This is a genomic window from Streptomyces sp. NPDC059443 (assembly GCF_042750105.1).
In the GTDB taxonomy this organism is placed as follows: Bacteria; Actinomycetota; Actinomycetes; order Streptomycetales; family Streptomycetaceae; genus Streptomyces.
The window spans coordinates 118,376-131,213 of the sequence record NZ_JBHYVM010000008.1; the positions used below are offsets into that span (position 1 = coordinate 118,376).

Genomic DNA, 12,838 nt, shown 5'->3' on the forward strand with positions numbered 1-12,838 from the left:
GGCCGGGGGGCGGCGTGGGCGGCATGGGCGATCCGGATGGCTCGGGCGGTCCCGGTGGCTCGGGCGGTCCCGGTGGTGGGCCGCCCGGGGAGGGGGCCGTGCGGGACGCGCTCGGAGAGTGGCGGCAGGATGCCCTGCTGATCGGCGTGTCGCCGCTGCTGTGCTGGCCCGCGCTGATCGGGGCGCTGATCACCCGTCCCGCGGCCCTTCGGGTGGTGCTGCTGGTGCTGCTGTGCCTGCCGGTGCTCGTCGCGCTCCGGGAGCTCTACGCGGTCCGGCGCGTGCGCCGGGTCCTCGGGGAACCGGGGCTGCGCTGGACCCCGTACGACGCGGAGGTGCTGCGCGGGGGCGGGCTGCGCGTGGTCCCGCTGGGCCGGAGGGTGCTGCGGCAGCGCGCGTGGACCCGTACCGGCCCGCCGCCCGCGGAGCGGCTCGTGTGGCTGGCCGGGGATCCGGGGCGGGGGGCCGTCGTCTGGGCGCCGGGCGCCCGGGAGCTGGTCAGGGCGCGCGGGCGGTTGCCGCTCGGGCGGGCTCAGGCGCGGGCGGCTGCTTCGATGAGGTCGCAGACCGGGCCGGGGAGGGACGCCAGGGAGGCGTGACTGGCCTTGAGCTCGATGGTCTTGCGGGGATCCATCCGCGCGGCCATGCGGCGCTCGTTGTCGGGATGGATCATGCGGTCTTCGGTGGAGACCTGGTACCAGCACGGCTTCGCGCGCCAGGCGGGTGCGGTCACGCTGTCGCCGAAGGTGGAGCCGAGGGGCGCCTTCTGGGTCACGGCCATGACCAGGGCTTCCTCGGGGGTGAGGTCTTGGGCGAAGCTCTCGTGGAACTTGTCCGGCTTGACCCACAGGTAGCCGTCGGAGTCGGGCGCGATGTTCTCGACGGCCGCCGGCGGCATCTCCTGGGTCAGCCCGCCGGGGCTCTCGCCGGCATCGGGGGCGAACGCGGCGATGTAGACCAGACCGGTGACATTGGGCAGGTCGCCGGCCTCGGTGATGACGGCGCCGCCGTACGAGTGACCGACGAGCAGGACCGGCCCGTCGATCTGCCGGACCATCTTGCGGGTCCGCTCGGCGTCTTCGGCCAGGGAGGTCAGCGGGTTCTCGACGGCGTGCAGGTCGGTGTGGCCGCGGCGGTGGAGCTCGCCGATGACCTTGGACCAGTGGGCGGCGCCGCCCCAGAAGCCGTGGACGAGGACGATGGCGGGGGTGTCGGACATGGATGGATTCCGTTCCGTTCCGGTGCTGTGTCGGGCGGATGCCCCGGGTGCCCCCCGGCTCACGCTAGGCGGCCGGTCTGTTGGCTGCCATGCGGTCGTCCGGCTGCCATGCGGTCGTCGCCCGGTCCGGCCCGTTCAGCCCGTCGGGAGGTTCAGCGTCGCGCGGTGGGTGCGCCAGCGGTCCATCAGGCCCAGCAGTTCCGCCTGCATGAACTCGAAGAACGCCGCCGTCTCGGCGATCCGCGCGCCGGCCGGGGAGTCGGGGCCCAGGCTGGCCGCGCCGTCGCGCAGGGTCTTCTCCCAGAGGGTCAGGATCTGGTCGCGGCGGGTGAAGGTCTCGTACCAGAGCTCGTTGTGCAGCACGTAGCGGTCGCGCCGCGAACCCGGCTCGCGCTCCCGGCTGACCATGTTGACCTGGGAGAGGTACGACACGGCCCCCGACACCGCCGCCGGGCTGATCCGCAGCGCCTCGCTCAGCTCGGCCGAGGTCATCGCGCCGCCGTCGCTCGCGAGCAGCCGCGCGAACACCCGCGCCGCCATCCGCTGCATCCCCGCCTCGGTCAGCTGCGCGGCGAACCGCTCCACGAAGCGGGAGACCGCTTCGTCGTCCCGTGTGTCCATGCCCCGACTTTACGCCGCCATTCTCAATCTTCACAAAATTGTGAAAGAAGCGTACGTTCGGAAGCATGACGAAGGCAATCAGCGTCGCCGGACTCCACAAGGCGTTCGGCCGAACCCGCGCACTGGACGGACTCGACCTCTCGGTCGCCACCGGCGAGGTCCACGGTTTCCTCGGTCCCAACGGCGCCGGCAAGTCCACCGCCATCCGGGTCCTGCTGGGCCTGCTGCGCGCCGACTCCGGCACCGCCGCACTGCTCGGTGGCGACCCGTGGGCCGACGCCGTCGAGCTCCACCGCCGCGTCGCCTACGTACCCGGAGACGTCACCCTCTGGCGCAACCTCTCCGGCGGCGAGGTCATCGACCTCTACGGGCGGCTGCGCGGCGGCGGCTCGGACCGGGGGCGCCGGGCCTCGCTGATCGAGCGGTTCGAACTCGACCCGACCAAGAAGGGGCGTACGTACTCCAAGGGCAACCGGCAGAAGGTCGCCCTCGTCGCCGCCTTCGCCTCCGACGCGGAACTGCTCATCCTCGACGAGCCCACCTCCGGCCTCGACCCGCTGATGGAGGAGGTCTTCCGGAGCTGCGTCGTCGAAGCGCGCGCCGCCGGCTGCACCGTCCTCCTCAGCTCACACCTCTTCAGCGAGGTCGAGGCCCTCTGCGACCGGGTCAGCATCATCCGCCAGGGCCGCACGGTCGAGACCGGCAGCCTCGCCGAGCTCCGCCACCTCACGCGTACGTCGATCAGCGCCGAGCTCGCCGCTCCGCCCAACGGCCTCGCCCACCTGCCAGGCGTCCACGACGTGGAGGTGCGGGGGCTGAGGATCCGCCTCCAAGTCGACACGGACGAGCTGGACGCCGTACTGCGCTCGCTCGCCGCATCCGGCGTGCGCTCGCTGACATCGACCCCGCCGACCCTCGAAGAGCTCTTCCTGCGTCATTACGCGCCGCAGGGCGACGGGGAGAGGGGCCCGGTCCGATGAAGAACCACCAGTCGCCTTCGCTGCCTTCGTTGTCCAGGGGTCGTCAACTGGCCGGTACGACAGCCCTGCTGCGCCTCGCGCTGCGCCGCGACCGCGTGATGATGCCGGTCTGGATCCTGGCCGTGGCCTCGATGGTGCTCGCCGTGCCGGGGTCGCTCGAATCGATGTACGCGACGGCGGCCGAACGGGCCGCCCTGCTCGCCACGATGAACTCCAACGGTGCGCTCCGCGCCCTCTACGGCCCCGTCTTCGGAGACTCGATCGGCGCCCTGACCGCCTGGAAGGGCGGGGTCTTCGCCGGGCTGCTCGCCGGGATCATGAGCCTGGTCATCGTGGTCCGGCACACCCGGGAAGAGGAGGAGACGGGGCGTCAGGAGTTCCTGTCCGCCGCCATGGTGGGGCGCCGGGCCCCGCTCACGGCGGCCCTGCTGGCGGCCTGCGCCGCCGACCTCCTCGTCGCCCTCCTCGTCGCGGCCGGGCTCGCCGGGCGGGGCGCGGGCGGCGCGCTGGCGCTCGGGCTCGGTATCGGAGCCACCGGGATGCTGTTCGCTTCGGCGGCCGCCATCGCGGCACAGTTCACCGAGAGCGCGCGGCTGGCGAAGGGGCTCACGGGGGCGCTGATCGGCGCGGCCTTCGTGCTGCGGGCCGCGGGCGACGCGGGCTCCGCGGACAGCTCCTCCGCACTGACCTGGATCTCGCCGCTGGGCTGGCTGGAGCACCTACGGGCCTTCGCGGCCGAACGCTGGTGGGTGCTCGCCCCGTTCGCGGCGGCCATCGCGGCCCAGACGGCCGTGGCGTACGCACTCGCCGGCCGCCGTGACCTCGGCATGAGCTTCCTGGCGGCCCGGCCGGGCCCGGCGCAGGGGCGGCTCGGCAGCGCCGGGGCGCTGGCGTGGCGGCTGCAGCGCGGAGCTCTGCTCGGGTGGAGCCTGGGATTCCTGGTGGCCGGTGTGGTGTTCGGCGGGATGGCCGACGGGGCCACCCGGCTGGTCGGGGACAACGCCAAGACCCGGGAACTCATCGAACGGATGGGCGGCGCACAGGGTGTTGGCGGCGCGGGCGGACAAACGGGCCTGACCGATGCCTTCCTGGCGACGATGGCCGGGATGCTCGGGCTGGTGGCGGCCCTCTACATCGTCTCGGCGGTGCTGCGCCTGAGCGGCGAGGAGTCGGGGCAGCGTGCGGAGCCGCTCCTCGCGCACGCCGTCGGCCGGCTGCGCTGGGCCGCCGGCCACCTGGCCGTGGCCTTCGGCGGCTCGGTGCTGATCCTGCTGCTGGCGGGGCTGGGCCTGGGCGTCGGCCACGGGCAGGACGTCGGCGCGGCCGTCGGGGCCTGCCTGGCGCAGCTCCCGGCCGTCTGGGTGATCGGGGCCTTCGCGGCGCTCCTGTACGGCGCGGCCCCCCGGTACGCGGTGGCCGCCTGGGCGGTGGCCGGGGCCGCGCTGGCGCTCGGCTGGATCGGCCCGGCGCTGAACCTCCCCCGGGCGGTGCTGGACCTCTCGCCCTTCGCCCACTTGCCGAAACTACCGGGCGCGCAGGCCCTGACCTGGGCTCCCCTCCTGACGCTGACCGCATGTGCGGCGGCCTTCGCGGCGGCCGGCCTGACCGCTCTGCGCCGCCGCGACCTGACGGCCTGACCCGACGCTCGAAAAGTTGTCCACAGCTGTGGACAACTTTTCGGAATCGACGGAAGAGGGCTAGGTCGGGGTCACCAGACGGGTCTCGTAGGCGAAGACCGCGGCCTGGGTGCGGTCCCGCAGGCCCAGCTTCACCAGGATTCGGCTCACGTGGGTCTTGATCGTGGACTCGGCGATGATCAGCCGGTCGGCTATCTCCGCGTTGGACAGTCCCTGAGCGATCAGCACCAGCACCTCCGTCTCCCGCTCCGTCAACTCCCCTGTGGCCGCGGTGCTCGTGAACGTCCGGGTGCCCGAGAGCTTCGCGAACTCGGTGATCAGCCGCCTGGTCACCGAGGGGGCGAGCAGCGCCTCGCCGGCGGCCACCACCCGGACCCCGTCGGCCAGTTGCCGGGCGGAGGCGTCCTTGAGGAGGAACCCCGAGGCCCCGGCCTGGAGGGCCTGGTACACGTACTCGTCGAGGTCGAAGGTCGTCAGGACCAGCACCTTCGCGTTCGCGTCGGCGGCCACGATCGCCCGGGTCGCCTCCAGGCCGTTCATCTCCGGCATCCGGATGTCCATCAGGACCACGTCCGGCCTCAGCGCCGCCACCTGCGCGATGGCCTCGCGTCCGTTCACCGCTTCCCCGGCGACCTCGATGCCCTCCATCGCGTTCAGGAGGACGGAGAAGCCCTCCCGGACCATCATCTGATCGTCGACGATCAGCACCCTGATCGTCATGCCGGATCCTTCACCGGCTCCGGGCGGCTGGTGGGCACCGGTATGTACACCGCCACCTCGTACCCTCCCGCGGCCGTCTCACCGGCCGTCATCTCCCCCTCCAGCATGGCCACCCGCTCGCGCATCCCGGTGATCCCCTGACCGGACCCCGGCGAGGGACGCACGTCACCGGTCGCCGCCTCGTTGACGATGCGTATGCCCAGCCCGCCCAGTACGTACGAGACCTCGACCCCGGTCACCGCGCCCGGCGCGTGCCGCAGGGTGTTGCTCAGGGCCTCCTGGATGATCCGGTACGCCGACAGCTCCACACCGGGCGGCAGCTCCCGCACCGAACCCGTCACCGTCTTGTCCACGCTCAGCCCGGCCTCCCGCACATTGGCCAGCAGCCCGTCGAGCGAGGCCAGCGTCGGCTGCGGGGCGTCCGGCGCCTCGTAGTCCGCGGAGCGGACCACACCCAGCACCCGGCGCAGCTCCGTCAGCGCCGCCACCGCGTTCTCCCGGATGGTGACGAAGGCCGCCTCCAGCTCCGGCGGCGGGTTCTTCACCCGGTAGGGCGCGGCCTCCGCCTGGATGGCGACCACCGACATGTGGTGGGCGACCACGTCGTGCAGCTCCCGGGCGATCGTCGTCCGCTCCTCCAGCAGCGTCCGCCGGTCCCGCTCGACGGCCGTGACCTCGATCTGCGCCGTGACCTGCTGGTCGGCCTGCTTGCGGACGTTGCGGATGCTGACGAGCAGCAGGGCTATCGCCGTGACGAAGAGCAGCGGGCCGAGGCTGGCGTAGTGGCCGCGGCCGAGGAGGGCGAACCCGCCGCCGACGACCAGGGTCACCAGCCACATCCAGCCCGCGATCCGGGGCCGGGTGCGCATCGCCACGATGGTCAGCGTCGCGAGATAGGCGAGGAACGTGCTGGGCGCCCAGGGCCCGCTGGAGCCCCACGGGGTGATGACCGGGAAGCAGAGGTTCACCGCCACCGAGACCCAGAACGCCCCCACGGGCCGCACCAGGGTCATCAGCACCGGGGTGGCCGCCACCAATCCCAGGAACAGCGCGCCCGCCTGGAACAGCTCGTTGGTCACGGTCGCGAAGCACACGATGACGAACGCCGCCAGGCCCACGGCCGCGTGCGGCAGGTGGGGCGCCCTCGCCCGTATCCGCTGCGGGAGCCGGCGGACCACCGGTCCGTCCGTGCGCATCGGGGCCAGCGGACGGTAGGCGAAGGCGTCGGTGAACATGTCCTCGCGCAGGCTCCGGATCAGGCCCGACGCCAGCTGGAACTCGGGTGTCCGGGGGGCCGCCCCGGGGGTCGTCTCGGTCATGCTCCCCACGGTAGGTCCGCAGTGTCCTGGTCCGCGTCGCCGCTGAAGGGGATCTTCCGGGGTCCCTCTCAAGTACTACCCGGGGTACCTCAGTAGCCCGTCGGACGGATCAGACCCGTCTCGTAAGCGAACACCGCGGCCTGGGTGCGGTCCCGCAGGCCCAGCTTCACCAGGATCCGGCCCACGTGCGTCTTCACCGTCTGCTCGGCCAGGACCAGGTGCTGGGCGATCTCCGCGTTCGACATGCCCTGGGCGACCAGCGACAGCACCTCCGTCTCCCGCTCCGTCAGCTCCTCGATCCGCGCCTTCGAGGGCCCCCGCGGGGCCCCCAGCCGGGAGAACTCGGTGATCAGGCGCTTGGTGATGTTCGGCGCGAGGAGCGCGTCACCGGCCGCGATCACCCGGACCGCCTCGGCCAGCTGGTCCGCCGAGGCGTCCTTGAGCAGGAACCCCGAGGCTCCGGCGCGCAGCGCCTCGTAGACGTACTCGTCGAGGTCGAAGGTGGTCAGCACCAGCACCTTCACCGCGGAACCGGGGGCGCAGGTGATCAGGGACGTGGCCTCGATGCCGCCCATGCCGGGCATGCGGATGTCCATCAGAACCACGTCCGGCGCCAGTTCGGCGACCTTCGCCACGGCCTCGGCGCCGTCGACGGCCTGGCCGACGACCTCGATGTCGGGCTGGGCGTTGAGGAGCACGGTGAAGCCCTGTCGGACCATCATCTGGTCGTCGACGATCATCACCTTGATCGGGGCCGTCATGATCGGGGCAGTCATGCTTCCTTCTTCGTCTCGGGGGAGGGGCCGATGGTGTGGGGGGCGGCGGGGTCCATCGGGAGGATGACGCTCACCTCGTACCCCCCGCCGGGGCGGGGGCCGGCGGCCAGCTCTCCTCCCAGCATGCCCGCTCGCTCCCGCATTCCCAGCAGGCCGTGTCCCGCGCCCGGGGACGGCGGAGCCGGCCGGGTGGGCGCGGTGTTGGCGACGCACAGGTGCAGATCGCGGGGTCCGTAGGCGATACCGACCTCCACGCGGGATCCGGGCGCGTGGCGCAGGCAGTTGCTCAGCGCCTCCTGCACGATGCGGTACGCGGTGAGCTCGACGCCCGGGGTCAGCGGGCGCCGGATGCCCGCGATCTCGGTGGTGACGTCCAGCCCGGCCGCCCGCACGTTGTCCACGAGGCCGTCCAACTCGGCCAGGGTGGGCTGCGGATGATGCGGGTTGGCGGGATCGTCCGGGTGCTCGGAGCGCAGTACGCCCAGCACCCGGCGCAGCTCCGTCAGCGCCTCCAGGGCGTTCGCGCGGATGCCCGCCAGATTCTCCTTCAGCTCCTCGGACGGGTTCTCCACGAGGTAGGGGGCCACTTGGGCCTGGATGGAGATCACCGACATGTGGTGCGCGACCACGTCGTGCAGCTCGCGGGCGATCCGGCTGCGCTCTTCGAGCAGGGTGCGCTGGGCGCGCTCGGCTTCGGTGAGGGTCTCCTGCTCGACGAGTTTCGTGCGGGCCAGCCGCGTCGCGCGCAGGGCGTGGCCCAGGAGCCCGGTGAAACCGAAGAGGAGGATGGCTCCCGGGGTGCTGCTCGTGCTGTGTTCCGGCTTGAAGATCGTCTCGGCGAGTCCGGTGTAGGCGATGGCCGCGGAGACGGCCCCGATGGTCACCCGGGGCGGTACGCGCAGGGCGACGAGCAGCAGCACCGGGGCGAAGGCGAAGATCCCGGCGGGCATCCAGGGCCAACTCTGGCCCTGCCCGATGTGGTCGTGGATCGTCCACGCGATGTAGGCCGAGGAGCTCAGGCCGAGCCAGAACCCGGCCATGGGCCGGCGCATGGCGACGATGATCGCCAGGCCGGTGATGATCGGAGGGAACACGAGGGCGGCGCCGCCGACGGAGTAGTGGTCCGCCAGCTGCGACGAGGTGAGGAAGAGGAAGAGCACGGCCAGGTAGACGAGCGCGACATGCGGCAGCCAGGCCAGCCAGCGCGGCCGCGACATCTTCGGGAGCGGGTCGGACTTGAAGTCGAACAGGCTCCGGGCAACACCGCGCACCACGGCCGAGGTTCTGCCGGGGCGGCCGGCGGAGGGCGCCACGGCGGCGCCGCCGCCGGTGGCGCCGGCCTCGGACTTCGTCAAGGCCGATGCCGGGGGCTCGCTTTGCTCGTTCACGCCGTCCAGCCTAGGCATGGATGCTCTCCTTGGCCGTCGCCACCCGGCCGCCGCTCGTCGCGACGATGGTCCCGGTCCCGGAAGATCCGCGCCCGGCACGGCCCTTGGGGCGATGGCCGCCCTGCTCGTAGGACCGGAAGGCGGCCCAGCAGACCGTGAGCGCGGCCGCGAACACCGGCAGCCACAGCAGCCTGGCGGCTATCCATTCCGGAGAGGCGGGCACGGTGTGCAGACCGGGCAGGTCCGTGGAGACCAGCAGCCCCAGGGCGGTGACGGCCATCATCGCGGTCTGGTGCCACAGGAAGATGGTCATGGCGGACAGGTTCACCAGGGCCACCTTCGCCCAGGCCCGCGGCCGGCGCATCGCGCGGGCCAGCGGCTCCCGCACCAGCAGCGCCAGCCCGCACTGGGCCAGGCCGAACGTGACGGCGGCCAGGGTCGGCGGGTTCAGGTTCGATATCGCGTCACCGGGCACACCGACCATGGATGCCGGGTATCCGCCCCAGAGGATCAGCGCGGCCGTGGCCGCGGTGCCGCCGCCCAGCAGCAGGGCGGCCGCCTGCGGCGAGCCGCCGCCAACGGACACCGGCCGCCGGGTGAACGCGCCCCGGGACCAGGCGGCCCCCAGGGTGTAGGGGACCAGCCAGCCGGCGGCCACATTGACCCAGCCGATCCACTCGGGCCCGCCGAGCCCGAACCGCCAGCCGTCGACGAGGGCCACCACGGCCAGCGGCCACAAGGGGTTGAGCCGGGCCACGAGCGGGGTCGCCGCGGTGAGCGCTGCGAAGACGAGGAGGAACCACAGGGGGGACAGGACGAGCTTGAGCAAGGTGTGGACGGTGTCCGTCCCGACCCCGCCGAGCAGCATTCCGCAGGCCGCGACGGTCCAGAGGACGAGGACGGCGGCGACCGGCCGGAACAGCCGGCCCAGCCGCTGCCCGATCCACTGGCCGTACGAGACTCCGCGCCCGCGCGCGGACTCGTAGCCCTGGGCCGCGACATGACCGCCGACCAGGAAGAAGACGGCCAGGGTCTGGAACACCCAGGAGACCGGGGCCAGTGCGCTCATATGGGCCAGCGGGCTGGTGGTCCGCAGGCCGCCGTCGGTGGTCGTGAGCGCGGTGACCAGCCAGTGGCCCAGGACCACGCCGAGGATGGCGAAGGCCCGCAGGGCGTCCACGGCCCTGTCCCGGTGGGCGGGTGTACCGGCGTCGATCCGGTCCGCGAGGACGGACCAGCGGGCGTGGAGCTTACGCGAACGCACGGGAGACCTCCGGGGTGATGGTGGCGGCTGTGGCGGCTGTGGCGGCTGTGGGGGCCGCGGTGGCGGTGGCGGTCGTGGTGGCTGTCGTGGTGGCGGCCGGGGAGGTGCCGAGCACGATCGAGGCCAGGCTGTTCAGGGACTCGGTGTCCGGCTTGAGGTAGTCGCTGTGCCCGCCGGATCCGGCCGCGAAGGGCAGCGCTCCGAAGGCCGGGTCCACCGGGTCGGTGCCGAAGCCGACCCCGCCGAGCCGGACGTGCGGGACGTGCGCGATCCAGTCGTCGGCGCCCCGGCCCGCCCAGACCCGGGCGCCGGTGGGCAGACCGGCGGCGGAGTCGGCGCCGGTGCCCGGGCTGCCGAACAGGGCCATGTCGGTGACCTTGGGGCCGGTCTGGGTACGGGCGCAGACGACGGATCCGTAGGAGTGACAGAGGAGCGAGAGACGGGCGTCCGGGACGGTCAGCCGCTCCAAGCGGGCCAGGAAGGGCCCGAGTTCGGCGGCGGCGGCGTCGGCACGGCCGGTGGTCAGGACGGTCGGGCTGACCGTGCCGGGGGTGTCGTACCCGAGCCAGGCGACCACGGCGGAGCGGCTGTGCTCGGCCTGGAGGCGCTGCTGAAGGACGACGGCCCCGGCGCGGAACCTCTGGTAGGTGTCCAGCGTCGTGTCCGACCCGGGGACCAGGACCGTGACCCGGTCCGCGGTCTCCAGATCGCCGAACACCTCTATCGCGCGGCCCTTTCCGCGGCCGTCGAAGGAGAAGAACCGGGCACCGCCGCCCGCCTCCATCGCCTGGAGCTTCGCGGCGCGGCCGGTGCGGCCTGCGTCGGCGGCCGTCCGGGCGGCCTCGGTCAGGTTCGCGAGGTTGGCGGCGTACCGGTCCGGGAGGGAGGCGGCCTCGGTGAGGGCCGCGGGGGCCGGGGCGGGGACATCGGCGGAAGCGGCGGCGGAAACGGGGAACACGACGGCCGTGGTGACGAGCCCGGCCAGCAGCGTGCGGCGCAGGCGGCCGGTACGGCGGCCGGGGGAGCGGCCGTCGGGACGTGCGGTGGGTCGGCGGGTCATGGTCCGTTCCTTCGCTCGTGCCAGAGGGGGCGGTGCGGCGTTCTTCTCTGGTCACGAAGTTAGGAATCGGGGCCCGTGGTCGGCGTCCCGCTGGAGAGCGGCTTTCGCAAGTAGCTCTCAGGTATGACAGGGGCTACGGGTGAGTCCCAGGGACAAGGGACATCGGAAGGACTACCCCCGGTGGTAGGTCAGCGGTGTGCCGGGCGTGTCCGCGAGCTCCCGTACCAGGCTCCCGTCGGGCAGCGGGCGCAGCGCGCTCGGGCCGTCGGGCGGGCAGGTCGACGGGGTGCCGGGAGTGACGGTGGAGGGGCCCAACTCGACGGTGTCGGGGGCGGCGGAGCGCAGGGGAGCCGTCCAGGAGCAGTCGAGGCCGTCGGCCGACCGGAGGGTCAGGGACATGACGGGGGAGCCGACCGTGCCGGGGCTGAGGGTGAGTTGCCAGGTCTCGGTGTCGGAGGCGGCGTACCAGCTGCCGAGGTAGGCCGGGGAGAGTGCGGCGGGGGCGGGCGTACCGATCGCCGAGGGGGCGGAGGAGGGGGCGCGGGCGGGCCCGGTCGGGGTGGGAGGCGGGGCGCCGGGGGCGTACAGGGGCCGTTCGTCGCCGCTCATGATGGCGTAGACCGAGCCGCCCGCCGCGACGGTGACGACCGCGGCGACGGCGACGAGGAACGCGGTGGAGGGGGACACGGGGACGGAGCAGGAGTCGGGGGCGGGGTTGGGGCCGGGGCCGGGGCGAGAGCCTGGTCGGGACTGGGGGTGGGGTTCCGCTTCCTCTATGTACAGAGAGGGAGTCGGGCGCGCGGGCGCCGCGGGGGCGGGGCGGCGGTCCGGGCCGGCTTCCTCGCGGTCGAGCAGGGCGGCGGCGTGCTGCCCGAGCCGCGCGACCACCTGTTCCGGCAGCCATGGATCCGGGGCGGCCGCCCGGCCCGCGGCGACCCGGGCGAGGACCTCGGCGGGCATCGGGCGCGCGGTCGGCTCCTTGCGCAGGCAATCCCGTACGAGGTCACGTAGTGCGGGTGCTACGTCGTCCAGGTCCGGTTCCGCTTCGGATATGCGCAGCCGGAGCGCGGCGGTGCCGCCGGGCTGCTCGGCGTCGCCGAAGGGCGGGCGGCCGGTGGCGGCGTAGGCGAGGACCGCGCCGAGGCCGAAGACGTCGCAGGCCGGGGTCACGGGTTGGGTGCCGTGGAGTTGCTCGGGGGAGAGGAAGGGGAGGGAAGCGGGGAGTTCGGGGGTGTGGAGGTGAGCGCGGGCGTGGGGGTGGTGGTGCGTGCTCGCCGTGGCGAGGCCGATGAGGCGGGGGCCGTCGATGGTGAGCAGGACGTCGGCGGGTTTCAGGTTCCGGTGGACGAGGCCGGCACGGTGGATGTCCTGGAGGGCGTACGAGAGCCCCTCGGCCAGAACCCGTACCGTGCGGGTCGGCAGCCGCCCGAAGTCGCGGTCGACGGCTTCGCGAAGGCTGGGCCCGGGGATGTAGGCGGTGGCCAGCCAGGGGACTTCGGCGTCGGGATCGGCGTCGAGGAGGGGCGCGGTCCAGGCTCCGCCGACCAGGCGGGCGGCGGCGACCTCGCGGCGGAAACGGGCGCGGAAGTCGGGGTGGGCGGCGAGGGCGGGGCAGATCAGTTTCACGGCGGCGGTGTGGGGGCGGGGCCGGGGCCCGGGGTTCCCGGTGCCGGTGCCGGTGCCGGTGCCGGTGTCGGTGTCGGTTCCGCGGTATTCGGAGCGGGCGAGGTAGACCCGGCCCATGGTGCCTGCGTCGGCATCGGCGCCGGAGCCCAGGCGGGCGAGCAGCCGGTAGGGGCCGATGTGGTGTGGGTCCCGCGGGTGCAGTGGTTCCATGACGGGTTGGTCCTCCCC

General features: G+C 73.3%; 12 protein-coding genes. 3 read left to right on the forward strand and 9 right to left on the reverse strand.

Translation table 11 applies throughout. The features are described from left to right. The first annotated feature begins 98 nt into the window (after nucleotides 1-98). The gene (locus tag ACFXDJ_RS10580; protein ID WP_384652752.1) at nucleotides 99-599 is read left to right on the forward strand and encodes a hypothetical protein; all 501 of its coding nucleotides are present in this window, start codon (nucleotides 99-101) and stop codon (nucleotides 597-599) included. Here ACFXDJ_RS10580 and ACFXDJ_RS10585 read toward each other — a convergent pair. After that, nucleotides 533-1,219 carry an alpha/beta hydrolase gene (locus ACFXDJ_RS10585; RefSeq protein ID WP_384652754.1) on the reverse strand — a complete coding sequence of 229 codons (687 nt, stop codon included), beginning with the start codon at nucleotides 1,217-1,219 and terminating at the stop codon, nucleotides 533-535. The two genes, ACFXDJ_RS10580 and ACFXDJ_RS10585, sit on opposite strands and share 67 nt — an antisense overlap. 135 nt (nucleotides 1,220-1,354) lie before the next feature. Next, nucleotides 1,355-1,840 (reverse strand): GbsR/MarR family transcriptional regulator, encoded by a 486-nt coding sequence (locus ACFXDJ_RS10590; RefSeq protein ID WP_384652756.1) that lies wholly within the window; start codon nucleotides 1,838-1,840, stop codon nucleotides 1,355-1,357. Nucleotides 1,841-1,905: 65 nt separating this feature from the next. On the opposite strand from ACFXDJ_RS10590, the gene ACFXDJ_RS10595 reads away from it, so the two are divergent. Continuing rightward, nucleotides 1,906-2,820, forward strand: coding sequence for an ATP-binding cassette domain-containing protein (locus tag ACFXDJ_RS10595; protein WP_384652757.1), 915 nt, complete (start codon nucleotides 1,906-1,908; stop codon nucleotides 2,818-2,820). After that, complete coding sequence (locus tag ACFXDJ_RS10600) at nucleotides 2,817-4,457, forward strand: ABC transporter permease (protein WP_384652759.1); 1,641 nt, start codon at nucleotides 2,817-2,819, stop codon at nucleotides 4,455-4,457. Before ACFXDJ_RS10595 ends, ACFXDJ_RS10600 begins: the two co-directional genes overlap by 4 nt. 60 nt (nucleotides 4,458-4,517) lie before the next feature. Here the strand turns inward: ACFXDJ_RS10600 and ACFXDJ_RS10605 are convergent, their stop codons facing one another. From ACFXDJ_RS10605 to ACFXDJ_RS10635, 7 genes are all read right to left on the reverse strand, one after another. After that, complete coding sequence (locus tag ACFXDJ_RS10605; protein WP_384652761.1) at nucleotides 4,518-5,177, reverse strand: response regulator; 660 nt, start codon at nucleotides 5,175-5,177, stop codon at nucleotides 4,518-4,520. After that, nucleotides 5,174-6,496, reverse strand: coding sequence for a sensor histidine kinase (locus ACFXDJ_RS10610; RefSeq protein ID WP_384652764.1), 1,323 nt, complete (start codon nucleotides 6,494-6,496; stop codon nucleotides 5,174-5,176). The genes ACFXDJ_RS10605 and ACFXDJ_RS10610 overlap by 4 nt, the downstream gene beginning before the upstream one ends. Before the next feature lie 89 nt (nucleotides 6,497-6,585). Further along, nucleotides 6,586-7,257: a response regulator gene (locus tag ACFXDJ_RS10615; protein WP_384652782.1), complete on the reverse strand. Its 672-nt coding sequence runs from the start codon at nucleotides 7,255-7,257 to the stop codon at nucleotides 6,586-6,588. A gap of 11 nt (nucleotides 7,258-7,268) precedes the next feature. Further along, nucleotides 7,269-8,660, reverse strand: a complete 1,392-nt coding sequence (locus ACFXDJ_RS10620; RefSeq protein WP_384848844.1) for a sensor histidine kinase — start codon at nucleotides 8,658-8,660, stop codon at nucleotides 7,269-7,271. 10 nt (nucleotides 8,661-8,670) lie between these two features. Continuing rightward, on the reverse strand, nucleotides 8,671-9,924 hold the full coding sequence (locus tag ACFXDJ_RS10625; protein ID WP_384652768.1) for an acyltransferase: 1,254 nt from the start codon (nucleotides 9,922-9,924) through the stop codon (nucleotides 8,671-8,673). Then, nucleotides 9,911-10,984, reverse strand: coding sequence for an alpha/beta hydrolase (locus ACFXDJ_RS10630; protein ID WP_384652769.1), 1,074 nt, complete (start codon nucleotides 10,982-10,984; stop codon nucleotides 9,911-9,913). Before ACFXDJ_RS10630 ends, ACFXDJ_RS10625 begins: the two co-directional genes overlap by 14 nt. A gap of 171 nt (nucleotides 10,985-11,155) precedes the next feature. Then, complete coding sequence (locus tag ACFXDJ_RS10635) at nucleotides 11,156-12,820, reverse strand: serine/threonine-protein kinase (RefSeq protein ID WP_384652771.1); 1,665 nt, start codon at nucleotides 12,818-12,820, stop codon at nucleotides 11,156-11,158. Nucleotides 12,821-12,838 lie beyond the last annotated feature (18 nt).

Coding starts and splice junctions, on each gene's coding strand:
- ACFXDJ_RS10610 (WP_384652764.1), bottom strand. CDS start 6,496: ATGACCGAGACGACCCCCGGGGCGGCCCCCCGGACACCCGAGTTCCAG.
- ACFXDJ_RS10605 (WP_384652761.1), bottom strand. CDS start 5,177: ATGACGATCAGGGTGCTGATCGTCGACGATCAGATGATGGTCCGGGAG.
- ACFXDJ_RS10635 (WP_384652771.1), bottom strand. CDS start 12,820: ATGGAACCACTGCACCCGCGGGACCCACACCACATCGGCCCCTACCGG.
- ACFXDJ_RS10615 (WP_384652782.1), bottom strand. CDS start 7,257: ATGACGGCCCCGATCAAGGTGATGATCGTCGACGACCAGATGATGGTC.
- ACFXDJ_RS10600 (WP_384652759.1), top strand. CDS start 2,817: ATGAAGAACCACCAGTCGCCTTCGCTGCCTTCGTTGTCCAGGGGTCGT.
- ACFXDJ_RS10590 (WP_384652756.1), bottom strand. CDS start 1,840: ATGGACACACGGGACGACGAAGCGGTCTCCCGCTTCGTGGAGCGGTTC.
- ACFXDJ_RS10595 (WP_384652757.1), top strand. CDS start 1,906: ATGACGAAGGCAATCAGCGTCGCCGGACTCCACAAGGCGTTCGGCCGA.
- ACFXDJ_RS10585 (WP_384652754.1), bottom strand. CDS start 1,219: ATGTCCGACACCCCCGCCATCGTCCTCGTCCACGGCTTCTGGGGCGGC.
- ACFXDJ_RS10630 (WP_384652769.1), bottom strand. CDS start 10,984: ATGACCCGCCGACCCACCGCACGTCCCGACGGCCGCTCCCCCGGCCGC.